Source organism: Alcanivorax sp. (assembly GCF_040118815.1).
Lineage (GTDB): Bacteria > Pseudomonadota > Gammaproteobacteria > Pseudomonadales > Alcanivoracaceae > Alcanivorax.
The window spans coordinates 66,323-91,323 of record NZ_JBEDTC010000016.1 but is presented as its reverse complement, the minus strand read 5'-3'; the positions used below and the strand labels follow the sequence as shown (position 1 = coordinate 91,323).

General features: G+C 59.0%; 24 protein-coding genes. 13 read left to right on the top strand and 11 right to left on the bottom strand.

Going from position 1 to position 25,001, the window contains the following annotated elements; translation table 11 throughout:
* The first annotated feature begins 175 nt into the window (after positions 1-175).
* From prmA to ABNH18_RS13500, 8 genes are all read left to right on the top strand, one after another.
* Complete coding sequence (gene prmA / locus ABNH18_RS13535) at positions 176-1,057, top strand: 50S ribosomal protein L11 methyltransferase (protein ID WP_349383336.1); 882 nt, start codon at positions 176-178, stop codon at positions 1,055-1,057.
* A 180-nt stretch (positions 1,058-1,237) separates the two neighbouring features.
* On the top strand, positions 1,238-2,443 hold the full coding sequence (locus ABNH18_RS13530; protein WP_349383335.1) for a zinc-ribbon and DUF3426 domain-containing protein: 1,206 nt from the start codon (positions 1,238-1,240) through the stop codon (positions 2,441-2,443).
* Between the two features lie 147 nt (positions 2,444-2,590).
* Positions 2,591-3,631 carry a tRNA dihydrouridine synthase DusB gene (dusB, locus tag ABNH18_RS13525; protein WP_349383334.1) on the top strand — a complete coding sequence of 347 codons (1,041 nt, stop codon included), beginning with the start codon at positions 2,591-2,593 and terminating at the stop codon, positions 3,629-3,631.
* Between the two features lie 44 nt (positions 3,632-3,675).
* Positions 3,676-3,960, top strand: coding sequence for a DNA-binding transcriptional regulator Fis (fis, locus tag ABNH18_RS13520; protein WP_007148571.1), 285 nt, complete (start codon positions 3,676-3,678; stop codon positions 3,958-3,960).
* Between the two features lie 160 nt (positions 3,961-4,120).
* Complete coding sequence (gene purH / locus ABNH18_RS13515) at positions 4,121-5,689, top strand: bifunctional phosphoribosylaminoimidazolecarboxamide formyltransferase/IMP cyclohydrolase (protein ID WP_349383333.1); 1,569 nt, start codon at positions 4,121-4,123, stop codon at positions 5,687-5,689.
* Between the two features lie 93 nt (positions 5,690-5,782).
* Complete coding sequence (gene purD, locus ABNH18_RS13510; RefSeq protein ID WP_349383332.1) at positions 5,783-7,069, top strand: phosphoribosylamine--glycine ligase; 1,287 nt, start codon at positions 5,783-5,785, stop codon at positions 7,067-7,069.
* Between the two features lie 70 nt (positions 7,070-7,139).
* Positions 7,140-8,207 (top strand): cyclic nucleotide-binding domain-containing protein, encoded by a 1,068-nt coding sequence (locus tag ABNH18_RS13505; protein ID WP_349383331.1) that lies wholly within the window; start codon positions 7,140-7,142, stop codon positions 8,205-8,207.
* A complete protein-coding gene (locus tag ABNH18_RS13500) occupies positions 8,167-10,962 on the top strand; it encodes a hybrid sensor histidine kinase/response regulator (protein WP_349383330.1) in 2,796 nt (931 codons plus the stop codon). Before ABNH18_RS13505 ends, ABNH18_RS13500 begins: the two co-directional genes overlap by 41 nt.
* A 26-nt stretch (positions 10,963-10,988) precedes the next feature.
* Here the strand turns inward: ABNH18_RS13500 and ABNH18_RS13495 are convergent, their stop codons facing one another.
* On the bottom strand, positions 10,989-12,470 hold the full coding sequence (locus ABNH18_RS13495) for a Ycf46 family AAA ATPase (protein ID WP_349383329.1): 1,482 nt from the start codon (positions 12,468-12,470) through the stop codon (positions 10,989-10,991).
* Positions 12,471-12,613: 143 nt separating this feature from the next.
* Between ABNH18_RS13495 and coq7 the strand changes: the two genes are divergently transcribed.
* Positions 12,614-13,276 (top strand): 2-polyprenyl-3-methyl-6-methoxy-1,4-benzoquinone monooxygenase, encoded by a 663-nt coding sequence (coq7, locus tag ABNH18_RS13490; protein WP_349383328.1) that lies wholly within the window; start codon positions 12,614-12,616, stop codon positions 13,274-13,276.
* 124 nt (positions 13,277-13,400) lie between these two features.
* Here the strand turns inward: coq7 and speD are convergent, their stop codons facing one another.
* Both speD and ABNH18_RS13480 read right to left on the bottom strand, forming a co-directional pair.
* Positions 13,401-14,207, bottom strand: coding sequence for an adenosylmethionine decarboxylase (gene speD / locus ABNH18_RS13485; RefSeq protein WP_369699525.1), 807 nt, complete (start codon positions 14,205-14,207; stop codon positions 13,401-13,403).
* 148 nt (positions 14,208-14,355) lie between these two features.
* A complete protein-coding gene (locus ABNH18_RS13480) occupies positions 14,356-14,772 on the bottom strand; it encodes an OsmC family protein (RefSeq protein WP_349383327.1) in 417 nt (138 codons plus the stop codon).
* 325 nt (positions 14,773-15,097) lie between these two features.
* Here ABNH18_RS13480 and crp point away from each other — a divergent pair, with 325 nt between their 5' ends.
* On the top strand, positions 15,098-15,727 hold the full coding sequence (gene crp / locus ABNH18_RS13475; protein ID WP_349383326.1) for a cAMP-activated global transcriptional regulator CRP: 630 nt from the start codon (positions 15,098-15,100) through the stop codon (positions 15,725-15,727).
* Between the two features lie 277 nt (positions 15,728-16,004).
* On the opposite strand, the gene trpC is transcribed toward crp, so the two are convergent.
* From trpC to trpE, 4 genes are read right to left on the bottom strand one after another with little or no spacing between them, the layout of a single operon-like run.
* A complete protein-coding gene (trpC, locus tag ABNH18_RS13470; RefSeq protein ID WP_349383325.1) occupies positions 16,005-16,799 on the bottom strand; it encodes an indole-3-glycerol phosphate synthase TrpC in 795 nt (264 codons plus the stop codon).
* An 11-nt stretch (positions 16,800-16,810) separates the two neighbouring features.
* Positions 16,811-17,863: an anthranilate phosphoribosyltransferase gene (gene trpD / locus ABNH18_RS13465; protein WP_349383324.1), complete on the bottom strand. Its 1,053-nt coding sequence runs from the start codon at positions 17,861-17,863 to the stop codon at positions 16,811-16,813.
* A complete protein-coding gene (locus ABNH18_RS13460; protein ID WP_349383323.1) occupies positions 17,860-18,462 on the bottom strand; it encodes an anthranilate synthase component II in 603 nt (200 codons plus the stop codon). The genes trpD and ABNH18_RS13460 overlap by 4 nt, the downstream gene beginning before the upstream one ends.
* On the bottom strand, positions 18,462-19,955 hold the full coding sequence (gene trpE, locus ABNH18_RS13455) for an anthranilate synthase component I (protein ID WP_349383322.1): 1,494 nt from the start codon (positions 19,953-19,955) through the stop codon (positions 18,462-18,464). Before trpE ends, ABNH18_RS13460 begins: the two co-directional genes overlap by 1 nt.
* A 345-nt stretch (positions 19,956-20,300) precedes the next feature.
* On the opposite strand from trpE, the gene ABNH18_RS13450 reads away from it, so the two are divergent.
* The 3 genes from ABNH18_RS13450 to ABNH18_RS13440 all read left to right on the top strand — a co-directional run bounded on the left by ABNH18_RS13450 (position 20,301) and on the right by ABNH18_RS13440 (position 21,743).
* Positions 20,301-20,768, top strand: coding sequence for an MOSC domain-containing protein (locus ABNH18_RS13450; RefSeq protein ID WP_349383321.1), 468 nt, complete (start codon positions 20,301-20,303; stop codon positions 20,766-20,768).
* A gap of 61 nt (positions 20,769-20,829) precedes the next feature.
* Positions 20,830-21,405 (top strand): DUF1415 domain-containing protein, encoded by a 576-nt coding sequence (locus ABNH18_RS13445; RefSeq protein WP_349383320.1) that lies wholly within the window; start codon positions 20,830-20,832, stop codon positions 21,403-21,405.
* Positions 21,402-21,743 carry a DUF3301 domain-containing protein gene (locus tag ABNH18_RS13440; protein ID WP_349383319.1) on the top strand — a complete coding sequence of 114 codons (342 nt, stop codon included), beginning with the start codon at positions 21,402-21,404 and terminating at the stop codon, positions 21,741-21,743. The genes ABNH18_RS13445 and ABNH18_RS13440 overlap by 4 nt, the downstream gene beginning before the upstream one ends.
* A gap of 15 nt (positions 21,744-21,758) precedes the next feature.
* Here the strand turns inward: ABNH18_RS13440 and ABNH18_RS13435 are convergent, their stop codons facing one another.
* The 4 genes from ABNH18_RS13435 to ABNH18_RS13420 all read right to left on the bottom strand — a co-directional run bounded on the left by ABNH18_RS13435 (position 21,759) and on the right by ABNH18_RS13420 (position 24,970).
* Positions 21,759-22,193, bottom strand: a complete 435-nt coding sequence (locus ABNH18_RS13435; protein ID WP_349383318.1) for a VOC family protein — start codon at positions 22,191-22,193, stop codon at positions 21,759-21,761.
* Positions 22,194-22,344: 151 nt separating this feature from the next.
* Positions 22,345-22,884 carry a response regulator transcription factor gene (locus ABNH18_RS13430; RefSeq protein ID WP_349383370.1) on the bottom strand — a complete coding sequence of 180 codons (540 nt, stop codon included), beginning with the start codon at positions 22,882-22,884 and terminating at the stop codon, positions 22,345-22,347.
* A 1-nt stretch (position 22,885) separates the two neighbouring features.
* Positions 22,886-24,238, bottom strand: a complete 1,353-nt coding sequence (locus ABNH18_RS13425; RefSeq protein WP_349383317.1) for an ATP-binding protein — start codon at positions 24,236-24,238, stop codon at positions 22,886-22,888.
* Positions 24,239-24,256: 18 nt separating this feature from the next.
* Positions 24,257-24,970: an SURF1 family protein gene (locus tag ABNH18_RS13420; protein ID WP_349383316.1), complete on the bottom strand. Its 714-nt coding sequence runs from the start codon at positions 24,968-24,970 to the stop codon at positions 24,257-24,259.
* Positions 24,971-25,001 lie beyond the last annotated feature (31 nt).

Genomic DNA, 25,001 nt, shown 5'->3' with positions numbered 1-25,001 from the left:
TGACCTCTGCTCTGCACACACCAAAGGCCGCGCCCGGCAACCCGGCGCGGCCTTTGGCTTTCTGCTAACCCCGCCTCGCCCCTCGCAAACAGGGCAGGCAGCGCCGGGCAGCAGAATCGGCTAGACTGCCGCCAGTTTTCCGCCCTTCTATTCACTATATCTTGCAGGAGTGTCCATGGCCTGGCTTCAGCTCCACCTCGCCACCACTGAACAACATGCCGATGCCTTTCAGTCCGCACTGGAAAACCTCGGCGCCGTGGCCGTGACCCTCACCGATGGAGCAGACCAGCCCGTGTTCGAACCACCGCCGGGCACCCGCCCGTTGTGGCAAAACACCGTGGTCAGCGCACTGTTTGAACAGGACCAGACTCCCGAGTTGATACTTGCCGCTCTCACAGCCCAGGGGCTGAGCGCAGAAGCCAGCCACCACGAAACCCTGGAAGACCAGACCTGGGAGCGAGCCTGGATGGACGACTTCGCACCCATGCAGTTTGGTGAACGGCTATGGATCATCCCCAGCTGGAGCGACGCACCGGACCCGCAAGCCGTGAACCTGAAACTGGACCCGGGCCTCGCTTTCGGCACCGGCACCCACGAAACCACCGCCCTGTGTCTGCAATGGCTGGATCAAGCTGACCTGCACGACAAAACCGTACTCGATTTCGGCTGCGGCTCCGGGGTGCTGGCCATCGCCGCACTGCTGCTCGGTGCCGGTGAGACCACAGGCACGGATATCGATCCCCAGGCGCTGATCGCCAGCGAAGACAATGCCCGCAATAACGGCGTAGCCAACTCACTGACCCTGCACCTGCCGGAGCAAATGCCAGAGAGCTACCAGTGCGACGTACTGGTAGCCAACATCCTGGCCGGCCCACTGGTGGAATTGTCCGAGCTGCTGGCTGGTTATTGTCGCCCCGGTGGCACACTGGCCCTGTCCGGCATTCTGGCAGAGCAGGCCGACAGCGTTCGCGCCGCCTATGCCCCCTGGTTTGATCTGACCCCCACCACCCAACAGGGTGACTGGGTACGCATTGACGGGGTGCGCCGCGTCACCTGAATCCACAGATTCGGGGAAAACTGAGTGACAGGTCCTTGCGGCCTGTCCTGCTTTTTCTGTAAAACATAACTAATTCATCTGCGCGCGTTTTCTGGATTCTAGGGTTGCGTAAAGTGTTCCGTGAAAGCCTGTTGTGTGCAGCATGTTGCGTCTCGTCCAATAACAATTCAGGCGAAAGCCATGGCCACCCAATACAAGACCCGCTGCCCCCACTGTGCAGCCCAGTTCAAGATTACCGATGAACACCTGAAACAGGCACGCGGGGCGGTGCGGTGTGGCTCCTGCCTGCAGATCTTCCAGGCCAATGATTATCTGGTTGATCCCCCGGCAGCCCAGCAAATCGCTCCACAAGATCGTTGGGCCGGGGCACTGGACAGCGCCCACAATGACGCTGCGCCTTCCGGGGACGAGCAGAAGTTCGGCGACGATGATGGCGCCGACACCGATGGCCTGAGCATTCAGGGCATGGAGCTGAGCGACTCCTTCATGAACCTGGATGCCGATGACCCCGCCGGCGGGATGGGCGAAGACTTCGCCGACATGCAAGGCGCCGGTCGGGCCAGCCACCATGAAAATGCCGACGAGTCCTGGGCCGAAGCTTTGCTGCAGGAACTGGAAGACGACGAACCCGCCGCCTCCAACCCGAGCGCAACGACAACACCCCCCCAGCCCCCTGCCAGCAACCCTGTAGCTGAACAGCCGAGAGCACGCAAAACAGCGGACACCCAGCAGCAGAAACAACCCCAATCAACAGACACCGAAGACGATGACAACCTGTTCGGCGGGCTAGATCTGTTTGGCGACGACCTTTATGAAGAACCCGTCCCCATCGGCAAGCCAGTGCGCGAACGTGACAACCATTTTCGCCCGCGCCGGGACTGGGGCGGCATGTTCAAGTGGACCTCTCTGTCGGTTATTGCCCTGGTCGTGCTGGTCGGCCAATACGCCTTCTTCAATTTCGATGACCTGGCGCGTAGCCCGCAATGGCGCCCCCTGTATCAGCAAGCCTGCGATGTACTCGGCTGCCACCTGCCCAGCCGCTCAGACATCACCCAGCTGCGCGGCGCCAACCTGGTGGTACGCAGCCACCCGAATTACGCCAACGCCCTGATTGTAGACGCCATCCTGTTCAATGAGGCCAAGTACCCCCAGCCCTTCCCGGAACTGGAACTGAGCTTCAGTGCCCTCAATGGCGGCCCCGTAGCCAGTCGACGCTTCACCCCCCAGGAATACCTGCAAGGGGACCTGCTCGGCATGGACACCATGCCCACACGCACCCCGCTCCATATCTCGCTGGAAATTGTGGACCCGGGCGACAAGGCGGTGAACTACAACCTGCGCTTATTGCCGGCACCACAGCCCCGCGACCAGGTCAGTCAGCGCTAACCGCGCCTCGCACGCCTCATACACCCCATTCGCCTCATACAATAGAAATCGATCGGCAGCCCGTCAGCTCATGACAGGCTGCCCTTTCATCCCGGGCCATCGATCTCTATCATTGTCTCCCCTTTTAGACACTCCAAGCCCGGCGCCATGCAGATCGGACCCTACAACCTGCCCAACTCCCTGATTCTGGCCCCCATGGCCGGCGTCACGGACCGCCCTTTCCGGCGTTTGTGCAGGGATCTGGGAGCGGGCCTGCTTGTGTCGGAAATGGTGACCTCGGACACCCGTCTGTGGAACTCTCGAAAGTCTCGCCAACGGCTGGATCACAGCGGCGAACCGGGCCCCATCTCTGTCCAGATTGCCGGCGGCGAGCCGGCCATGCTGGCAGATGCGGCCCGCGCCAACGTGGACCACGGCGCCCAAATTATTGATATCAATATGGGCTGCCCGGCGAAAAAAGTGTGCAAGCGCGCCGCAGGGTCCGCCCTGCTGGCCGATCCGGATCTGGTCACCCGCATCCTGGATGCGGTGGTTAATGCGGTGGATGTCCCCGTCACCCTGAAAATCCGCACCGGCCCCGACCGCGATCAGCGCAATGCCCTCGCCATTGCCCGCATCGCCGAAGCCGCCGGTATCCAGGCCCTCGCCATTCACGGGCGCACCCGCGCCGACAAGTTCAACGGAGACGCCGAATACACCACCATCAAGCAGGTGGTGGACGCGGTGAATATTCCGGTAATGGCTAACGGAGACGTGGATAGCCCGGAAAAAGCTAAACGGGTACTGGAATCCACTGGCGCCGGTGGTATCATGATCGGCCGCGCTGCTCAGGGTAACCCGTGGATCTTCCGGGACACCCTGTATTACCTCGAGCACGGCTCGCTGCCCGCAGCGCCGTTAGTAACGGAAGTCCATGATTGTGTGCAGCAGCACCTGTCCGAACTGCATCATTTTTATGGTGAGTTCATGGGGGTGCGTATCGCACGCAAGCACTTGGGCTGGTACACACAGAACCTGCCCGATGGGGAAGACTTCCGGCGCGGGTTTAACACACTGGAAAATGCCACCGACCAATGCGTGGCAATCGAGCAGTTTTTCCAACAGATCAGCGCCACTACCGACCGGGTTCGCTTCGGTCGTTATGGCGAGGTGTCTGCCCGGAAGAAAAACGGAGCCCTGGCCGCATGACCCTTTCTTCAGTTAACACAGCCGCTGCACGGACACTTACTGAAATGAACACCGCTGAAGCACGAAAGCAGCCGCATCTCACTATTGCGCGCAGTGAAACCCACGATACCTTGCGCAATTGTGTGCGACGTTCGTTAAACGATTATTTCAACCAGCTGGACGGCGAAGCCGTGAGCGAGCTCTACCCGATGGTACTGGCTGAAATGGAAATTCCCCTGCTTGAGAAAGTGCTCGAGTACACCCGTGGTAACCAGACCAAAGCCGCCGAGCTGCTGGGCCTGAACCGCGGCACTCTGCGCAAGAAACTCAAGCAGTACGGTCTGCTGTAACAGTAGGCCGTTACGAATCAGGGCAGTAGAGACTACTGCCCTTTTTTTGTTTCTGGACGACTCGATTTTCGCTAACTCGCAACACGCTTCATGCACCACGTAACACGCCTTAGCACGCGCGTGATGCGGGTCAGCGTGCAAGCATCAGCAAAGGTGACTTATGAGCAACGCGGTTGAACGTGCACTGATCAGTGTTTCCGACAAGACTGGCATCGTCGAATTTGCCAAGGCCCTGGCCGAGCAAGGCGTGGAAATTCTTTCCACTGGCGGTACCTACAAGAAACTGCAGGACGAAGGCATCGCAGTGCGCGAAGTTTCGGACTACACCGGTTTCCCGGAAATGATGGCTGGCCGGGTGAAAACCCTGCACCCGAAAGTGCACGGCGGCATCCTTGGCCGTCGCGGCCAGGACGAACAGGTGATGGCCGACAATGACATCAGCCGCATTGATCTGGTGGTGGTTAATCTGTACCCGTTCGAAGCCACCGTTGCCAACCCGGATTGCTCCCTAATCGATGCCATCGAGAACATCGATATCGGCGGCCCGACCATGGTGCGCTCGGCGGCCAAGAACAATGCCAGCGTGGGCATTGTCACCAATGCGAACGACTACCAGCGCGTGCTCGACGACATGACCGCCAACAACGGTGCGCTGTCCGACACTCTGCGTTTCGACCTGGCCATCAAGGCCTTCGAACACACCGCAGCCTACGACAGCGCCATTGCCAACTACTTTGGCAAGAAAGTTGGCGAGAATAATGACGACTTCCCGCGCACCATCAACCTGAACTTCGAAAAGACCCAGAACATGCGTTATGGCGAGAACCCGCACCAGAAAGCGGCCTTCTACACCGAGCGCACCCCGGCAGCAGCCTCCATCGCCACCGCGAAACAGCTGCAGGGCAAAGAGCTAAGCTACAACAACATCGCTGATACCGACGCCGCACTGGAATGTGTGAAGGGCTTCACCAAGCCGGCCTGTGTGATCGTCAAACACGCCAACCCCTGTGGTGTGGCCGTCAGCCTGGATGGCATTAGCACCGCCTATGATCTGGCTTTCGCCACCGATACCGAATCAGCCTTCGGCGGCATTATCGCCTTCAACCGCAAGCTGGATGCCGCCACTGCCCAGGCCATCGTCGATCGTCAGTTTGTGGAAGTAATCATCGCACCCAGCGCCACCGAAGAGGCCCTGGCCATCACCGCCGCCAAGAAAAATGTGCGTGTGCTGGTGTGTGGCGAGATCGAAGGCGCGGCGGCTGCCGGCCTGGACTACAAGCGCGTTAACGGCGGCCTGCTGGTGCAAGACCGTGACATCGGCATGATCACAGAAGGTAAACTCAAAGTCGTCACCAAGCGCGCCCCCACCGAGGCGGAAATGCATGACCTGATCTTCGCATGGAAAGTCGCCAAGTTCGTCAAGTCCAACGCCATTGTTTACGCCAAAGATCGTCAGACCATCGGCGTGGGTGCCGGCCAGATGAGCCGCGTCAACTCGGCACGCATCGCCGCCATCAAAGCTGAACATGCCGGCTTGCCAGTGGAAGGCTCCGTGATGGCCTCCGATGCCTTCTTCCCGTTCCGCGACGGCATCGACAACGCTGCCAAGGTGGGCATCAGCTGTGTGATCCAGCCGGGCGGCTCGATCCGCGACGAAGAAGTCATTGCCGCCGCCGACGAAGCCGGCATGGCCATGGTCTTCACCGGCATGCGTCATTTCAGGCATTAACGCTTACACGCCGGCACGCTACACGCACCACGCTTTTTGCGTGCCAGCGTGAAGCGTGGTGCGTGCATGCACTCGAACGGAGTGAGAGAAATCATGAAGGTACTCATCATTGGCGGCGGTGGCCGCGAGCATGCGCTGGCATGGAAAGTGGCTCAGGCCGAACAGGTAGAAACCGTCTTTGTGGCGCCCGGTAACGCGGGTACCGCCCGCGAAGCCAAGCTGGAAAATGTCGCTCTCGACGTATTGGATCAGCCCGCGCTGCTGGCGTTCGCCAAAGACAACGGCATTGACCTGACCATCGTTGGTCCGGAAGCGCCGCTGGTGGAAGGCCTTGTGGATACCTTCCAGGAAAACGGCTTGAAGTGCTTTGGCCCCAGTAAGGCTGCCGCCCAGCTGGAAGGCTCCAAGGCCTTCACCAAGGACTTTCTGGCCCGCCAATCCATCCCGACCGGCGCCTACGGCAACTTCACCGACATGGACGAAGCTCTCGCCTATGTCCGTGAACAAGGTACCCCCATCGTCATCAAGGCCGACGGCCTGGCCGCCGGCAAAGGCGTGATCGTCGCCATGAACTTGCAAGACGCCGAAGACGCCGTGCGCGACATGCTCGACGGCAACAAGTTTGGCGACGCCGGCCACCGCGTGGTGGTGGAAGAGTTCCTGGAAGGGGAAGAAGCGAGCTTTATCGTCATGGTAGACGGCAAGAATGTGCTGCCCATGGCCACCAGCCAGGACCACAAGCGCGTGGGCGACGGCGACACCGGCCCCAACACTGGTGGTATGGGCGCCTACTCCCCGGCACCGGTGGTTACCGATGCGGTCTACCAGCGCATCATGGACGAAGTGATCACACCCACCGTGGAAGGCATGGCCGCCGAAGGCATGCCCTACACCGGCTTCCTGTATGCCGGGCTGATGATCAACCCGGACGGTGCTCCCAAGGTAATCGAATACAACTGCCGTTTCGGTGACCCGGAAACCCAGCCAATCATGATGCGTCTGCAGTCCGACCTGGCCGGGCTTTGCCTCGCCGCGCTGGACGGCAAACTGGACCAGACCGAGATCCAGTGGGACCCACGCCCCACCCTGGGTGTGGTCATGGCCGCTGGCGGCTACCCGGACAGCTACAACAAGGGTGACGTGATCGAAGGGCTGGATCAGGCCGATTCCGACACCGTGAAAGTCTTCCACGCGGGCACCGCCGAAAAAGACGGCCAGGTGGTCACCAGTGGTGGCCGGGTACTGTGTGTCACCGGTGTCGGCGATACGGTTGGCGAAGCCCAGGCCAACGCCTATGTGGGTGTGAAGCAGATCACATGGCGCGACGCCCAATACCGATCCGACATCGGCTACCGTGCAGTGGCCCGCGAAAAAGCATAAAGTACAGGCAACTAAGAATTAAAGGTGAGCCGGCCCCGGCTCACCTACCAACACACCTTCGGGGGTTGCCATGTCGAATCAGACGGCGGATATGTCACGTCTTGAGGATTTCATTCCTTTTGATTGCCTGAGCGAATCCCATCGCAATGAAATTCAGGGCCAGATCGAGGTAGTCAAAATTGGCCCCGGCCGACTGCTGTTCAAACGCGGCCAGAGCAGTGACAAGGCCTACTTCCTGGTAGAAGGTGCACTGGATCTGACCGACGCCAGTTTTCAGGTGCGCCACTTCACTGCTGACGATGATGAAAACTACCTGGCGATCGACAATTACGCCGAACACACCATCAACGCCATCACCGCCGAAGCCACCACGCTCTACGCCATCGACCGCAACAAACTCGACCTGCTAATGACCTGGACCCAGGCCGCTGAGTCCATGCTCGATGAGGACGACGACGAGACGGAACGGGACTGGATGGACGCGCTGCTGTCCTCGGAACTGTTCTCCGCGGTTCCCCCCGCCATGATTCACAGCCTGTTCGTGAAATTCGAGGAACGCGACGTCCAGCTCGGCGAAACCATTGTTACGGAAGGCGAAGACGGCGACACCCTCTTCGTGATCAAACAGGGCAAAGCCATGGTCACGCGAATGAAGGGAGCCAAACAGGAAACCCTGGCGGCCCTCTCCGCTGGCCGTTTTTTCGGTGAAGATGCCCTTATCAGTGACAGCCCTCGCAACGCGACCATTACCATGACCAGCGATGGCGTGTTGATGTGCCTGGGGAAAAATGACTTTCAGGCGATCCTGCAGGACTCTGTGATCCGCCACGTCACTGAAGATGAGCTGGACACCATGGTGTTGGAAGCCGATACCGCCTGTATCCTGGTGGATGTGCGCCTGCCCATGGAATTTCGCCATGACCGCACTCCCGGCGCCCGCAACCTGCCGCTCAACGAATTACGCCGCGATGTACAAAACCTCGAGAAGGATTTTTTCTACGTGGTGTGCGGTGACGGTCGACGTAGTGAGCTTGGAGCCTATATCCTCTCCGAAGCAGGCTTGAACGCCTATGTGCTTGACCGGGGAAAACCGACGGATGCAAAAGAAGAATCCCATGCTGAGGCTGAACAAGCCTGACTCTCTATTCTTTCTTCTGGTGCTGGCCTTGTGCGCCAGCGCCAATGCGGTCTTCGCAGACGTCCCGCCGCCCTTCGTCGTCCATAGCCAGCCCGACCAGGCACGCATCACCATCTATTCCGAATATTACCGTGACGCCTCCGGCGACGCGGATATTGGCACCATCAGCCAACCCCCTGTTACCGAACATTTTCAACCCGCCACACGCTATATCGAACGGCTAGGCATTCGCGACGGTTATTGGTGGGTGCGCGTTGCCCTGCAAAACGAGCTAAGCAACACCCAGGACTACGCACTGATTCTCAAGGGCAACCCCAATGCCCGCGTGTTCCTGCCCGGCACCGATGGCCTCTACACCCGGGCGAGCCAGGAGAAGCGTATTCCAGGGCGCGATGCCAGCTACCGTCTACACCTGCCCACCGGCGAGCCACAGCTGATATACCTGCAGCTCCAACCCCAGGGCTACCTGACCTACGGCCTGACCCTGAACGGGATCAACGCCCAAGTGGAACAACAGAGTCACACCAGCGCGGTGTACATGCTACTCGCCGGCGCCCTGCTAATTCTGGCCATCTACAACCTGATCGCCGGCACCATGCGCGGCGGGAGAACCTACTTTTACCACTGCGGCTTTATTCTCGCCATTATGGTCATCAGCCTGGTGCTGGCCGGTTTTCTTCCCCTGTCGCTGACAGAAAACAGCACCGTTCAGCCCCGCATTCTGTTCGTTATGATGATGATCGCGCTGTTTTCCGCCACCGGAGTGGCACGCTCCTTTTTCGATCTTTCCCTCAAAGCGCCCCTACTGCACCGCGTCACGGTAATGCTGAAATGGGGCGCGCTCGCCGTCATCCCCCTGACTCTTGCGCTCCCCATTGCCCTGGCCGCCAGCCTCAGCTTTGCCTCAGTCAGCCTGGCCGCATTTATCCTGCTGATTCTGGGCTACACCAGCTGGCACCGCGAGCTGAATGGCGGCGGGCTGTTTTTCCTGACCACCCTGCTGGTCAGCGGCCCAGCCCTGCTGGTGTGCCTGGCCTATCTGGGTATCCTGCAAACCAGCGCGGAGCTGCCCCAGTGGCTGCTGGCCACCACCGTGCTGGAAGCCGTCACCCTGGGAATCGGTTTGCGGGTCAGTCATCGCCATCTGGCACTCCTGAATATCGAACAACAACGCTCACAGGCCGTAGCCGAAACCGTGGATACCACTCGCCGAGAAACCCTGTCACGGATTGGCCATGATGTGCGCACCCCTCTCAGCGGCATTCTCGGTATGGCGGAGATCCTCTCCGACACCCCACTCACCCCGAACCAGCGCGAGTGTGTCGGCGCCATTCAGAACGCTGGCGATAACTTACTGCGCATCATCAATGACGTGCTTGAGCACTCGCAGCTCTCCACCCGCGGCACCGATATCAACCACAGCGCCCTGGATATCCATGACCTGGTCATGGAAGCTGTGGATCTGTTCAAGGAACGGGCAGAAGAGAAGCAGATTGAGCTGATCACCCACGTGCATACCAATGTGCCGGCCCGCGTGGTCGGCGATGCCGGTCGCCTGCGCCAGATTCTCACCAACCTGATGGGCGCCCTGATTCGCCACGGCCACCCGGGTGAGCTGGTGGTCGACGTGTCCATGGAACCCACCGGGCAGGCCGACCGCGTGCGTTTTGGCTTTACCGGCAGCGCCATGAACGAGGAAACCCTCAAACGCTTGCGGGACAACCAGAAGCAGAACGAGAGTAGCCACCTGAGCCTGGCCATCGCTGAACAATTGGTAGAGGCCCTGGGCGGCCGCATGGGCACGCTGCAAGATCACAGGGATGTGCACTACTGGTTTGTCGTGCCATTGCCTGCCGAAGACACCCCCACGCCCCCTTCCAACGTGGACACGTCCGTCCTGTCCGGGCGCAGCTTGTTAGTGGTAGATGATTCCAGCACCGTAACGCGAGTGCTTCGCCACCACGCGTTGTCCTGGGGCATGCGTGTTACCGCCTGCCACGACCCACGCGAAGCGCTCGCCTCACTACGCACTCAAGCCAACATCAATGAACCCTACGACGTGGTGGTGCTGGACCACCACATGCCCGGCATGGACGGCATGCAGCTGGCCGCCCGTATCCATGAAGATCCAGTGATCGTACATCCCACCGTGCTGGTCATGCTCACCGGCATCAACAATGCGCCCACCTCCACCCAGGCCCGCAATGTGGGCATTCACCGGGTCCTGTCGAAACCGGTTTCCTCTCCGCGTTTACGGGCGGTGCTCGCCGAAGAGCTGGGTTCCGGGCAACGCCCCGAGCAAGCGGCCAAACCCCAATACCAACCCGACCCGGGCCTGAAACTGCTGGTGGCGGAAGACCATTACCTGAGCCAGAAGGTAATTCGCGGCATGCTGGGAAAATTGGGCCTGAAAGCGGATATTGCCTCCAACGGCAAGGAAGCACTGGAACTGGCCAGTAACACGCGCTACGACCTGATTCTAATGGATTGCGAGATGCCGGAAATGGATGGCTTTGAAGCCACCCGGATGATCCGGGCACAGGAACAGAAACACGCCCTGCCTGCCGTGCCGATTGTGGCGCTGACCGCTCATATCCTGCGAGAGCACAAGGACCGTAGTCTGGCTGCGGGCATGAACGCCCACCTGCCCAAACCAGTGGAACTGAATGTGCTACGCGAAACACTGGTACGCTTTACTCGCCCCGGCCCCACTGATTCGGAGCCATGGCCCGACAACCACGAAAACCGCGACTGAAAGAACCCACGGCAGCCAGCCGAAGATCAATCACCGGCACTGACCGCCCGCCCCTGGCACCACTGGCGCAACCGGCCCAGCGATTCTGCCATGGTCACCGACAGCGGCACCGTGGCGGCCAGCTCGGCCTCCAGCAAGGCCTGATCCAGTGGCTGATGACCGGCGCCAGCGCTGTATAACCCGGCAACCACGGCCTGTTCTATCTCCGCCCCGGTGAAACCATCGCTGTGCTCCGCCAGACGGAACAAATCGAAGCTCTGCGCGTGCTGGCCGCGTTTTTCCAGATGGATGCGGAAAATCACTTCGCGCACAGCACTGGAAGGCAGATCCACAAAGAAAATTTCATCCAGGCGCCCCTTACGAATCAGCTCCGGGGGTAGCCGCTCAATATCGTTGGCGGTGGCCACCATGAACACCTGGCTGCGATTTTCCGCCATCCAGGTCAGCAAGGTGCCGAGCACGCGGCGGGAAGTGCCGCCATCGTTATCCCCCACGGCGATGCCTTTCTCGATCTCATCGATCCATAGCACACAGGGAGACATGGTTTCCGCCATGGCCAACGCCTCACGCACATTGCGCTCGGACTCACCAAAAAACTTGTTATAAATGGCGCCCATATCCAGCCGCAGCAACGGCAGCCCCCACAGGCCGGCCACCGATTTGGCAGCAAGGCTTTTGCCGCCGCCCTGCACGCCCACCAGCATCACCCCACGGGGCGAATCGATACCCTGCCCCTGATTTCCATGGAAGGCGCTTTCACGCTTACCCAGCCAGTCTTTCAGACCCTGCAACCCGCCCACATTCGCGAAGCTGTCAGTGTCGTATTCGTAGCTGAGGACACCATCCATTTCCATCAACGCAAACTTTGCCTTGTTCACTTCCGGCAAGTCCGCCTCGGTGATGGCACCATCGTGGATAATGGCTCCACGGGCCAACTTACGGGCATCTTCCACGCTCAAGCCACGCAGGTTGCGCACCAGCCGGTCAAGCGAGGCCCGATCTGCGCGCACCCGTTCGCCCCGCTCTTTCTTGAAACGCCGCGCCTCATCCTGAACGATATGTTCCAGCTGTTTTTCATCGGGCATGGACAAGCTGAAACGAGTGCAATAACGGCGCAGCTCTGCTGGGATGGTTAGCTCATGGCTGATTAACACCAGGGTGTGATGCAAGCGTTCATGGTGCAGGGCGATTTCCTTGAGCAAGCGCACATGCTTCGGCTCTCCATCCAGATAAGGATGCAGGTCGCACAACGCATAGATCCCCGGCTCATTGGTACCGCGAATCTGCCCCAGCATGGCATCCGGCTCAATGGTGTGCTTCTGGCTGGGGCTATCTTCCAGCTCCAGCCTGCGCAGGCCATCTACCGCATTCCAGCCGAACACCGGTCGTCCTTCCCGCATCCCCAGACGGCGAATTAAATCCAGCGCCCGCAGCTCCTCCCAGGTTTCAATCACCACGATGGGATAGCGGGACTCGAGCAGCATTTTCAGGTCGTTCAGATCACTCATTCTTTAACGCTTCACGCTTCACGCTTCACGCAACACGCTGGCGCGCAACGCCCTTCTTGTTTTGAGGGTTGTTAGGCTACACTAGATATCCCATTTCTTTCAGCATGCAAGCATATTGCGTGTTTGCGTGCAGCGCTGAGACCATGACTGAACGCCGACTATCACCTCTAGATCGCCTGCTGGCCCGCGCCGACAATGCCTTGCGCACCCTCACGCCGGGAACCGTGCACGCGGAACGCAGCCCCACGCCGTCGCCCTCAAGCCCCGGCGGCGCAACACAGCCAGGCCTGTTGCCCACCGACCAGCGCCGCCATGTGCTGGGATTAATGCGCATTAACCATACCGGTGAGGTGTGCGCCCAGGCGCTTTATCAAGGCCAGGCCAGCACCGCCAGCTTGCCGCATATTCGCCACGCCATGGAAGAATCGGCCCGGGAAGAAGAAGATCACCTGGCCTGGTGCGAGGAGCGCATTCAGGAACTGGGCGGCGTACCCAGCAAACTCAATCCTCTGTTTTACGCCATGAGTTATGCGGTAGGCGCCACCGCCGGGCTGATTGGCGATCGCTGGAGCCTGGGTTTTGTCACAGAAACCGAAAACCAGGTGGTGAAGCACCTGGAAGCGCACCTGTACCAAGTGCCCGAAAGCGACCTGCGTACCCGCGCCATTCTTGAGCAGATGAAAACCGACGAACTCAAGCACGCCGTCACCGCCAAAGACGCCGGCGGCGCAGACCTGCCCCCGCCGGTACGCCACGCCATGACCCTGATGAGCAAGGTGATGACTTTTACCACCTATCGGATTTGAGCCGCTGTAGGAGCACCTCTTGAGGTGCTCCTACAGCGGCTTCGTAACCAACAACAAAAAGGTCGCACCCAAGGGTGCGGCCTTTTTGTTGCGTGTTGCATGCAGCGTGAAGCGTGCTGCGGGTTTAACCCAAGTTGCGGCTATAGAAGATCTCCAGCATCTCGGTGCGCAATCGCTCTTCAATCTGGTCCAGCTCTTCCTGCTCGAACTCATCACTACCCGCACCAAACAGATAGTTATCGATATCGAAGTCCTTCAGCAACATCTTCGTGTGGAAGATGTTTTCCTGATACACATTCACGTCGATCATCTGATAGGCGTTCTGGGTATCTTCGGTCAGGAAGTTCTGGATGGAATTGATGTCGTGATCAATAAAGTGCTTGGTGCCATCCAGGTCACGGGTCATACCACGCACCCGATAGTCCACGGTAACGATATCGGAATCGAAACTGTGGATCAGGTAGTTCAACGCGCGTAGCGGCGAAATCACGCCACAGGTAGACACATCCACATCCACGCGGAACGTGGAAATACCGTTATCCGGGTGGGATTCGGGGTAGGTGTGTACCGTCACGTGGCTCTTGTCCAGGTGAGCCACTACCGTTTCCGGCAACGGGCCCGGTGCCTCTTCGTCCCAGTCGGACCCATCCGGCGGCGTTTCGTGCTCAGCGATCAGCATGGTCACGCTGGCGCCCTGCGGGTCGTAATCCTGGCGGGCCACATTCAGAATGTTGGCACCAATGATCTTGGTCACGTTGGTGAGAATCTCGGTGAGACGCTCCGCGTTATACAGCTCGTCAATATATTCGATGTATTCCTGACGATGCTGCTCGGTCTTCGCATAAGCAATATCGAAAATATTGAAGCTCAAGGATTTGGTCAGGTTGTTGAAACCGTGAACCGTAATCTTGGGATTGGGATCTTTCACCACAGCCGTACCCCATGGGCGTTTCACCGCCACGTTAAGACAAACACACCACCGCACTCCGTGCGGCTACCTTGTTTGCAACATCCCTAAGGACGCCGCGAATCACCGACCTTGCCGGCGTATTGCGTTACCGAGACGCCCGTCGGGCACCTCAGTCTTCAATGGTATAACTATGGGTGATCTCGACACCACCGCGTGTCAGCATAATGCTGGCAGAGCAATATTTTTCTGCAGACAGCTCAACCGCCCGTTTCACATGGGCTTCCTTGAGGCTGTTACCGCTGACAATAAAATGCAGGTGAATCTTGCTGAACACCGCCGGCACTTCATCAGCCCGCTCTGCGGTCAGCTCGCACCGGCAATCGGTCACGTCCTGACGGGACTTCTTGAGAATATGGATCACATCAAAGGAGGAACAACCGCCCACGCCCAACAACAGGGTTTCCATGGGGCGCGGCCCACGGTTCTGACCACCGTGGTCCGGCGGGCCATCCATCAGCACCTTGTGGCCGCTTTCTGTTTCCGCTTCATAGCAGGCTTCACCCTGCCATTTAACCACTGCTTTCATGGCGATCTCCTGGTCTGTCACCCCATATCAAACACAGGCCGAACGCCTGATTGCGCGCGCCCCGGAAGGGGGCGCAGAGTACCATAGCAAGGGGCCCGCGCCACCCCTTTCAGAGCGGGCCGATAGGAATATTTTGCTGATTTATCAGCACCCCGGAAAATCGGCGTATTTGGCTGAAAACCCGTTACTTAATCCGGGTTTAGCTACCGCCCACCCTGTGAAAATCGAGAGTGAGAGCCAGTTCCCTTGGCATAACTAATAAAAACAGGCAATATCCGTACGCTTATTGGCTAAGACATTTTTCTGGCTTCAAGACTGAGCGCCCATGACTGACGGCAACAAAATTATACCAAATCTGGACCACTTCCTGGCCCATTGCCACCGCCGCAAATACCCGGCGAAAAGCACGATCATCTATGCCGGCGATGAATCGGATGCGCTGTATTACATCCTGAAAGGCTCTGTGACGGTCATGATCGAAGACGACGATGGTCGCGAGATGATCATGGCGTATCTCAATGAAGGGGATTTCTTCGGTGAAATGGGTCTGTTTGAAAACGACCCCTCTCGTTCCGCTTGGGTAAAAGCCAAGACTGAGTGTGAAGTCGCCGAGGTCAGCTATGCCAAATTCAGGCAGCTGGCCCGCGAAGACGCCGACATTCTGTTCACGGTATCCGCCCAGATCGCAGGTCGCCTTCGCGCCACCACCCGAAAGGTGGGGGATCTGGCATTCCTGGATGTGACTGGCCGTGTTGCAGGCACCTTGCTGGATCTGTGCAAACAGCCCGATGCCATGACGCACCCGGATGGCATGCAGATCAAGGTCACCCGCCAGGAAATCGGCCGCATCGTCGGCTGTTCCCGAGAAATGGTCGGCCGGGTACTCAAGAACCTGGAAGAACAGGGGCTGGTATCCGTGAAGGGTAAAACCATGGTGGTCTACGGCACTCGCTGAGTGACGAATTGAAAGTGCAACGTTAAAACGCGGATTGGCGTAGTGCCAATTCTCAACAAAGAGGCCGCGCCCAACCGATTGGGCGCGGCCTCTTTGCTTTCAGTTCCCGCGTAGGTCGAATTCACCCAAGGGCACAGAGAGCCTGAAAGGCGTAATCCGACAACCAGACCAGACATGCAGCCTTTCAAACCCACCGCAGGCTGTCGGCTTACGCCGCTTCGCGGCTAAGCCGACCTACACAATCAAGTCGACCTACGAAACCACGTAACTGTTCGGCTCAGAAGAACAGTTTCTTGAGTTCAGCGCCCGGGTCCTCCGCACGCATGAAAGCCTCGCCAACCAGGAAACTGTGGATGCCGCTCTTACGCATCAACTGCACGTCAGCGCTGCTATGAATTCCACTTTCGGTAACAACCATGCGATCCCCCGGCACTTGCTGTGCCAGTGTCAGAGTCGTATCCAGGCTGGTTTCGAAGGTGTGCAGATTGCGGTTATTGATCCCGATCAGCTCGGCGTTCAAGGCCACCGCCCGGTGCAGCTCCTCCTCGGTATGAACCTCCACCAGCACATCGCAGCCAGCGCGCTGGGCCGCATGATATAACTCGTCCATTTGCGCATCGGACAGCGCCGCAGCGATCAGCAGCACCGCATCCGCGCCCATGGCACGGGACTCGAAAATCTGCCACGGGTCGATCATAAAATCCTTACGCAGCACCGGCAGGTTCACCGCGTTGCGAGCAGCACGCAGGTAGTGTTCGTCGCCGTGAAAAAAATCCTTGTCGGTGAGCACCGACAGGCAGGCCGCGCCGTTGGCTTCGTAGCTACGGGCAATCGACACCGGATCGAAATCATCGCGGATCACACCCTTGCTGGGTGACGCTTTTTTAATTTCGGCGATCACCGCCGGCTGGTGGTCTCTCACCCGGTCGAACAAGCTGGCGATAAACCCCCGCGCCTTGCGCTGGTTCTCCGCCATGGATTGCAAATCGCCCAGGGTATAATTGTTCTTGCCGACGGCAATCTCTTCCTGCTTGCGGGCGATAATTTTGTCGAGAATAGTGCCTGTGCTCATAACCTCGCTCCTTATGCTGATTCGTCGCCAACCTTGAGGGCTGAACTGAACTGGGCAAGCTCGCGCATACGCTCGGCGGCTTCTCCATTGTGGATCAGGTCTTCCGCCATGCGCACCCCTTCTTTGTGAGTCCGGGTAATATCGCTCACATAAATGGCAGCACCGGCGTTCAAGGCAATCATGTCCGCTGCCTTATTGGCCGCTTCCGTAGTGCGCTTGCTGAAGGCGTCCTTGATCAGCGCCAGGGACGCAGCCGGGTCGGTCACATCCAGGCCCACCAGGGAATCAGATTCCAGCCCCAGGTCTTCCGGTGTCAGGTCGTACTCCTGCACCTCACCGTCCTTGAACTCCGCCACATGGGTGCGTGCGGCCAGGCTGATCTCATCCAGCCCATCCTTGCTGTGCACCACCATGATGTGTTCGCCGCCTAATCGGCCCATCACTTCGGCCAGGGGACGACAGAGTTTTTCCGAAAACACGCCCATCACCAGGCGTTGCACGCCAGCCGGGTTGGTCATTGGGCCAAGAATATTAAACAGGGTACGCATACCCAGTTCCTTGCGCGGCCCCACGGCATATTTCATGGCCTTGTGGTGATTCGGCGCAAACATGAAGCCCACGCCCACACTGTCTACACACTGGCCGATCTGCGCCGGGTTGAGATCCAGCGCAATCCCTGCAGCTTCCAGCAGGTCCGCCGAGCCACTCTGAGAGCTAACAGAGCGACCGCCGTGCTTGGCCACATGAGCCCCGGCGGCAGCGGCAACAAAACTGCTGGCCGTGGACACATTGAACAAATTGGCGCCATCACCACCGGTGCCGACGATATCCACCAGGTACTGGCGGTTTTCCAGAGTGACCCCGGTAACTAGCTCCCGCATAACCATAGCTGCACCGGTGATTTCATCCAGGGACTCGCTTTTCATCCGCAAGCCCATCATCAGAGCACCGATCTGTGCATCGGTGGCACCACCGGTCATCACCTGGCTCATCACATCACGCATTTCCTCGATGCTCAGATCAATGTGGTCAACCACCTTGGCCAGCGCTTGCTGAATATTCATGCCGCGTCCCCCTGCTCGTCGTGCTTCAAAAAATTCTCAAGCAGGGCATGACCGTGCTCACTCAATATGGATTCCGGGTGGTACTGCACCCCTTCAATGGGCAGCGTCTTATGGCGCATCCCCATGACTTCATCCACGCTGCCATCATCCTTCAATGTCCAGGCGGTCATTTCCAGGCAGTCCGGCAGGCTGTCTTTTTCCACCACCAGCGAGTGATAGCGAGTCGCCGTATAGGGCGACGGCAAATCACGAAACACCCCTTGGCCACTGTGATAAATCGGCGACGTTTTGCCATGCATCACCTGGCGGGCGCGAACCACCTTTCCGCCAAAGGCCTGACCAATGCTCTGGTGGCCCAGACACACGCCCAGAATCGGCAGTTTGCCGGCAAAGTGCTTAATGGCAGCAATCGAAATACCCGCCTCGTTGGGCGTACACGGGCCGGGGGAAATCATCAGGCGGTCCGGGTTCAGGCCTTCAATTTCTTCCAGGCTGATCTGGTCGTTGCGATGCACCAGCACCTCGGCACCCAGCTCCTGCAGATACTGCACCAGGTTGTAGGTGAAGCTGTCGTAATTGTCGATCATCAGCACGCGCATTATCGCTGCCCTCCGTCTGCCAGGTTGAGACCACCCAATGCCATGTTTACCGCCCGGAATACCGCCCGGGCCTTGTTCATGGTCTCGTCCCATTCGGATTGCGGCACGGAATCGGCAACGATGCCGGCACCGGCCTGCACGTACAGGCGCTGATCCTTGATCACGGCGGTACGAATGGCGATAGCCGTATCCATGTCGCCGTTGAAGCCAATATAGCCTACCGCCCCCCCGTAAACGCCGCGCTTGGTGGGCTCAAGTTCGTCAATGATTTCCATGGCACGAATCTTTGGCGCACCACTCAGGGTACCGGCCGGGAACGTCGCGCGCAGAACATCCAGCGGCCCCATATCATCACGTAACTCGCCATCCACGTTGGATACGATATGCATCACATGAGAATAGCGCTCCACCACCATCTGGTCGGTAACTTCCACCTTGCCCGCCTTGGAAACACGGCCAATATCGTTTCGCCCCAAATCGATCAACATCAAGTGCTCGGCAATTTCCTTGGGGTCCGCCAACAGATCTTGTTCCAGAGCCTGATCTTCCGCCTCATTGGCTCCGCGTTTGCGGGTGCCGGCCAATGGCCGCACGGTGGTTCGTCCCTGCTCGGCACGTGCCAGAATTTCCGGCGACGACCCGGCAATATGAAAATCATCCAGATCCAGGTAGAACATATACGGAGACGGGTTCAAGTAGCGCAGGGCGCGGTACAGATCCAGCGCCGGTGCCTGGAACGGGCAGCTCATACGCTGGGAGGGAACCACCTGCATCACGTCACCGGCGAGTATGTATTCACGGACCTTCTCGACCCCTGCCTTGAATGACTCTTCCGGGAATTCATTGTGGAAATCGTTCTCGTCCACCGGCTCGCCGTAAACCGTGTGCTCCGGTTCTGGCAGCGGAGAGCGCAGCTGGGTCTCCAGCTCATCCAACCGCTGCTCCGCGCGCATCAACACGCCCTCCTCCGCCGGGTCCACATGCACCACCAGGAACAGCGCACCGCGCAGATTATCGAAGACCACCACTTCCTCGGACCGCATCAGCAGGATATCGGGCACCCCCAGCACGTCCTCACCGGGCGCCGGCCCCAGACGCGGCTCGAAATAGCGCACACTGTCGTAACCGAAATATCCCACCAGGCCGCCGTTGAAACGGGGCAAGTTGGGCAGATCCGGGCTGCGGTAGGCCTGGCGGTACGTCTCAACCCAGGCAATGGGGTCGGCCACGTCCTGCTGTTGGCGACCGCTGGGGCCATCCACCTGCACCCGCTGCCCAGTGATCCGCACCACCTCGGTGGCCGGCAGTCCGATAATCGAATAGCGTCCCCAGCGCTCACCGCCCTGCACCGACTCAAACAGATAGGTATAAGGGCCAGACGCCAGTTTGCGGTAGGCCGACAGCGGGGTATCCAGATCCGCCAGCACCTCGCGAACCACGGGCACCCGGGTATAGCCCTGCCGGGCAAATTGATCCAATTCTTGTGGTGACATGATTGTCCTTAGCATTTCGCTACGGTCCGACTCTCGGACGGACCGCGATCAAGAGCAATAATTGTAGAGGAAAATCGAACAAAAGACGTGTCAGTGCAGACACAGGGGAAGCATCACCATCGCCAGCTGGCGGGTGTGGGGAGGAAAAGCAGATTGTCGATCAGGGCACAGTCCAAGGGACGTCCTTTCTCAATCATTAGCGTTGCCGTGGATTCTAGCGAATGAGAACGCCAGACGCCAGATGCTCGCCGCCAGACGCTGAAAACCCGGAGGAAACTGCTAGACTGGCGTCTTCGATCTGCACGCACTGTAGCGTGCGACGTCAGGCGTCAACTCAGGAGCTCCATGAAAATCCTCGCTCTTTACACCGCCAGCGACTCTCGCGGCCCGGTGGAAAGCCAGCCTGCGGTGCAGCTACGCGCGGGTTGCGGCATTGTTGGGGACCGCCATTACCGCCGCAATGCCAAACCGGCAGAGCAGATCACCCTGATTGAATCCGAGGCCATCGCCACTTATAACCGCGAGCATAAGCAGCAGGTCGAGCCACACACCCTGCGCCGTAACGTGCTGACCGAAGGCGTCGATCTCAACGCACTGGAAGGCCGGGAATTTCTGCTCGGCAACATTCGCCTGCGCGGCATCGAGTTGTGCGAGCCCTGCTCCGTGGTGGGTCACCTGCTGGCCGGCGACCTGACCCCGCCGCAAGTCATCAAGGCCCTGCTGGGCCGTGGCGGGCTACGCTGTGAAATTCTGTCCAGCGGCGTGGTTCGCGTAGGCGATAACATTGACACCCATGTGACCGAAATCCTGTAGGGGAGATATCGGCTCACGCCGATTCCGCCCTACACAACCTTATCCAGGAAGCTTGGCTCGAATGAACGACATGGAAACGATGGAAACGACTGACCCGATCAAGCAAACCCGCCAATGGCTCGAGGACGTGGTCATCGGCCTGAACCTGTGCCCGTTTGCGCGCAAACCCTTCAACGCCGGGCAGGTACGCTTCACTGTCAGCGACAGCCGCAATGTGGAAACGCTGCTGGGCGACCTGCACGAAGAACTGGACCGCATGGATCGCACCCCTGCCGACGAGACCGACACCACCCTGTTGATCATTACCGATCAGCTGGAAGACTTTCTTGATTACAACGATGTTCTGGATCTGGCCGACGGCCTGTTGGAACAACAGGGCTGGGAAGGCACCTACCAGATCGCCAGCTTCCACCCCGCGTACCAGTTCGCCGATACCGCTGCGCATGCCCCGGAAAACTACACCAATCGGGCGCCTTACCCGATCCTGCATATTCTGCGTGAAGCCAGCCTGGACAAAGGCCTGGCCAGCTACCCGAATCCGGAGCAGATCCCCGAACGCAATATGGACACTCTCAACGGGCTAACAGAGGCACAGTGGCTCGCCCTGTTCGGTGGCTTGCCGGGAGCCAGCCGGTGAATCTGGATCTGTCAGATATTTTGCTGGTCACGGCGCTGATCGTCATCGGCGCCCTGTTCTGGCGCTCCCACGGCATTCGCGAGCGAGCACTCACGGCCACCCACCGTTTCTGCGAACGCGAACAGCTGGAGTTTCTGGATGAGAGCGTCGGCCTGGAAAAGCTGACCCTGAGCAAAGACAACAACGGCAAACGCCGCATCACCCGCATTTACCGATTCGAATTCACCGTCACCGGCGGGGAGCGTTACGAAGGGCGCACCGTGGTGCAGGGCGGCGTCACCCAGCGGGTAGAATTACCGCCCCACCGCTACACGCCGCCACCGGAAGAATTGCACTGACCGCAAGGCCCTGCCTCAGGTGTCGTAGCTGGCCTTGCTGCCATCAAAATTCACCATCCAGGGAATGCCGAAGCGGTCGTTACACATCCCAAAACGTTCCGCCCAGGGCGTTTCTTCCATGGGCATCTTTATCTCGCCCCCTTCCGCCAATGCCGCAAACAGGGTTTGCGCCTGCTCCACACTATCGGCCTGCACACTCAGTGTGGTCCCTTGGGCTTTTTCAAAATACTCCGGCGGACAATCCGACCCCATCAACACAATGCCATCACTTTGCAGGCAAACATGGCAGATATGGTGATGGGATTCCGGCGGCACCTCGTCCGCCATGGGCGACTCTCCCATGGTCAGCTGAAAAACGATATCCGCGTTCAGGCACTCAGCATAAAATGCGAACGCCTCACGGCAAGTACCGGGAAAATTCAGGTAGGGATTAAGACGGATCTTGGACATGACATCTCTCCTTGAATGAAATTAGCTTTCCCTAACTAATCGAACGAGACCACCGCTTTTCGACAGACCGCCCTGTTTTGTAGGAGCGTCGCTGGCGGCGCGATAACGACCTTATGGGATCGCGCCGCCAGCGACACTCCTACGGGAAGGGCTACTTCACCCGCTGCTTTTCCAGCTTGCGGGCCAGGGTGCGGCGGTGCATGCCCAGACGGCGGGCGGTTTCGGAGATATTAAACCCGGTTTCCGCCAGGGTTTCGTGGATGCGTTCCCATTCCAGGGTTTTCAGATCCGTGGCACGGGCTGTCAGGGCCACATCGGTGGATCCTTCCGCCCGGTTGAAGGCATCTTCGATATCGTCGGTATTGGAAGGCTTGGCCAGATAATGGCAGGCTCCCAGCTTCACCGCCTCCACCGCCGTGGCGATACTGGCATAGCCGGTCAGCACCACAATCAGCATGTCTTCATCGTGTTCATGGAGCGCCTGCACACAGGCCAGCCCGGACGATTCGCCCTTGAGTTTCAGGTCCACCACGGCATAACCCGGCTGGTGGTTTTTTAGCAGCGCCTGCATGGATTCCAGGCTGTCCGCATGAACCACCTGATAACCCCGGCGCTCGAACGAACGGGTCAGGGTGCGGGCAAAGGCGTCATCGTCTTCCACAATCAATAGCTGTCTTTCAACATCCAGCATTTCAGACACCGTTGTTTCCTCCTGTTTCCTGCTCCAGAGTGACCACTGACAACGGCAGGGACAAGGTCACCAAGGCGCCACCCTGGTCCAAATTACTCGCTTTCAGATTGCCGCCCAGAGTACGCAGTACATTCATCACCAGAAACAGCCCAAGACCACTGCCCGGCCGTCCCTTGCTGGACTGGTAGGGGCGCCCCAGATTATCGAGCATCGCCTGCGGGAAACCCGGCCCACGATCTGTCACCGACACCAACAGGGTTTCTTCTTCGCGGTGCACCGCCAGCCGCACCCAATGGGGAGAAGCTTCCAGGGCGTTATCCAGCACATTGTGGATGCTCTGCCTGAGCGCAGAATCCGACACGATGCTCAGGTCCTCACCAAAATCATTGCGATAGGCAAAGTCCTTCACCGGACGGGTTTCACGCCACTCGTCGACCAGATCATCGAGGAATTCGCGTACCGTGGTTTCCTCCGACGATTCTCCACGGGCCTCCCCGGCCGATAACAGAATGCCGCTGACAATAGACTTGCAGCGCAATACCTGGGTCTGCATTTCGGCAATTTCCTGGGCCATGTCCCCGTCGGTCTTGAACGGCTCCATGTGTTTCCAGTCCCCCAGAATTACCGACAGGGTTGCCAGCGGTGTACCCAGTTCATGGGCCGCGCCGGAGGCCAACAGACCCATGCGCACAATGTGCTCCTCTTCCGCCGCCCGCTGGCGCAGTTCCGCCAGGTGCTCATCACGTTGACGACGGTTGCGGGTAATGCGGTTAATGAAGATCACCAGCAAGCCGCCGTTGAGCACAAAGCAAATCATCATCCCTTCGATGTAGAGGCTGAACAGCCCCTCGGAGTGATCCAGCGGCATGGGTAGCGGATGGCCGTACCAGGCCAGCCAGCCAAAACACAGGGTGGTGGTAATCAGAATGACCCAGGTAGACCAGACCTCCAGCAGCACCGCCCCCAGAATCACCTGCAACAGATACAGGAACACGAACGGATTGGTCGCACCGCCACTGAGCGCAAGCAGCATGGTCAGCGTTGCCACATCGATCAGCAGGGACAGAAACAGCTCGGTATTCCCAACGGGCTTCGCCAGCCGCAGGCGCAACACACTGACCGCATTGAGCAACAACAGACCAAACAGCACCACCAGCATTTGTGACACGGGCAGTTTGATACCGAAGCCGTAGTTAACCACCAGAATGGTGGCGAACTGGCCGAACATGGCAATCCAGCGAAGCTGAATCAGCAACTGCAGGTTCTTGCGACCGGTCAGGTCATCGCTACTGCGGCGCAGCGCAGAAAACAGCGAACCCGACAGGGAAGCCTTGGAGGGTGAGGACGACGACATGGTTTCCATAACCCCAGTTTAGCGCGTTCGGCGTGAATCCCGCAGCACCAGCCAAGCAGCCAGCAGCATGCCGAAGGCCAGGGCAAACCAGGTGATGGCGTAGACGCGATGATTATTGCGGAACTGAATGACAGTAAGCCCGCCCACAGGAAACTCTTGGTCTGCGGCTTGCGCATCCACGAAATACGGCGCCACCGGCGACAGTCCCTGGCGCTCTGCCATGGCCTGCACATCCCGGGAGTACCAGCGATTCTCGGCCGGCACATTATCCCGCAGCACACCTCCGCCGGGATGACTGAGACGCAGCAACCCGGTGACGGTGACCGGTTCAGCCGACGTATATTCGCCCGACTGGGCGGCATCTTTTTGTTCCTGGGGCACAAACCCCTGGTTCACATAGACCCAGCTACCGTCGGCACGTTGTAACGGCGCCATCACCCAATAACCCTGCCCCGCTTGCGTCGCCGCTGAAACCAGCGCAACGGCCCCGGGCCGATACTGGCCGCTCACACTGACATGGAGGTATTCATGACTGTCTTCACTGACAGAGGGCCAGTCAGGTTGCGACGGAGCCATCATGGCGTCGGCATGCACCCGGGCATCCACCCGGGCAATCAGATCTTCCTTCCAGGCCAGCCGTTTCACCTGCCAGGCACCCAACGCCACAAAGCCGGCGAAGGCGACTGCAGTCAACAGCAGAAACAGGAAAGTGAAAATACGCCGACGAGCCATGGTCATGCCTCTTCAAACGTGGGGAAAGGAA

What these genes read in the sequence shown, in the direction of transcription:
- crp (WP_349383326.1), top strand. Translation starts at nt 15,098, where the DNA reads ATGACTGACGGCAACAAAATTATACCAAATCTGGACCACTTCCTGGCC.
- purD (WP_349383332.1), top strand. Translation starts at nt 5,783, where the DNA reads ATGAAGGTACTCATCATTGGCGGCGGTGGCCGCGAGCATGCGCTGGCA.
- ABNH18_RS13495 (WP_349383329.1), bottom strand. Translation starts at nt 12,470, where the DNA reads ATGAGTGATCTGAACGACCTGAAAATGCTGCTCGAGTCCCGCTATCCC.
- ABNH18_RS13435 (WP_349383318.1), bottom strand. Translation starts at nt 22,193, where the DNA reads ATGTCCAAGATCCGTCTTAATCCCTACCTGAATTTTCCCGGTACTTGC.
- coq7 (WP_349383328.1), top strand. Translation starts at nt 12,614, where the DNA reads ATGACTGAACGCCGACTATCACCTCTAGATCGCCTGCTGGCCCGCGCC.
- trpC (WP_349383325.1), bottom strand. Translation starts at nt 16,799, where the DNA reads ATGAGCACAGGCACTATTCTCGACAAAATTATCGCCCGCAAGCAGGAA.
- fis (WP_007148571.1), top strand. Translation starts at nt 3,676, where the DNA reads ATGAACACCGCTGAAGCACGAAAGCAGCCGCATCTCACTATTGCGCGC.
- trpD (WP_349383324.1), bottom strand. Translation starts at nt 17,863, where the DNA reads ATGAATATTCAGCAAGCGCTGGCCAAGGTGGTTGACCACATTGATCTG.
- dusB (WP_349383334.1), top strand. Translation starts at nt 2,591, where the DNA reads ATGCAGATCGGACCCTACAACCTGCCCAACTCCCTGATTCTGGCCCCC.
- ABNH18_RS13505 (WP_349383331.1), top strand. Translation starts at nt 7,140, where the DNA reads ATGTCGAATCAGACGGCGGATATGTCACGTCTTGAGGATTTCATTCCT.
- ABNH18_RS13480 (WP_349383327.1), bottom strand. Translation starts at nt 14,772, where the DNA reads ATGAAAGCAGTGGTTAAATGGCAGGGTGAAGCCTGCTATGAAGCGGAA.
- ABNH18_RS13450 (WP_349383321.1), top strand. Translation starts at nt 20,301, where the DNA reads ATGAAAATCCTCGCTCTTTACACCGCCAGCGACTCTCGCGGCCCGGTG.
- ABNH18_RS13530 (WP_349383335.1), top strand. Translation starts at nt 1,238, where the DNA reads ATGGCCACCCAATACAAGACCCGCTGCCCCCACTGTGCAGCCCAGTTC.
- trpE (WP_349383322.1), bottom strand. Translation starts at nt 19,955, where the DNA reads ATGTCACCACAAGAATTGGATCAATTTGCCCGGCAGGGCTATACCCGG.
- purH (WP_349383333.1), top strand. Translation starts at nt 4,121, where the DNA reads ATGAGCAACGCGGTTGAACGTGCACTGATCAGTGTTTCCGACAAGACT.
- ABNH18_RS13460 (WP_349383323.1), bottom strand. Translation starts at nt 18,462, where the DNA reads ATGCGCGTGCTGATGATCGACAATTACGACAGCTTCACCTACAACCTG.
- ABNH18_RS13420 (WP_349383316.1), bottom strand. Translation starts at nt 24,970, where the DNA reads ATGGCTCGTCGGCGTATTTTCACTTTCCTGTTTCTGCTGTTGACTGCA.
- ABNH18_RS13430 (WP_349383370.1), bottom strand. Translation starts at nt 22,884, where the DNA reads ATGCTGGATGTTGAAAGACAGCTATTGATTGTGGAAGACGATGACGCC.
- ABNH18_RS13445 (WP_349383320.1), top strand. Translation starts at nt 20,830, where the DNA reads ATGAACGACATGGAAACGATGGAAACGACTGACCCGATCAAGCAAACC.
- ABNH18_RS13500 (WP_349383330.1), top strand. Translation starts at nt 8,167, where the DNA reads ATGCAAAAGAAGAATCCCATGCTGAGGCTGAACAAGCCTGACTCTCTA.
- ABNH18_RS13425 (WP_349383317.1), bottom strand. Translation starts at nt 24,238, where the DNA reads ATGTCGTCGTCCTCACCCTCCAAGGCTTCCCTGTCGGGTTCGCTGTTT.
- prmA (WP_349383336.1), top strand. Translation starts at nt 176, where the DNA reads ATGGCCTGGCTTCAGCTCCACCTCGCCACCACTGAACAACATGCCGAT.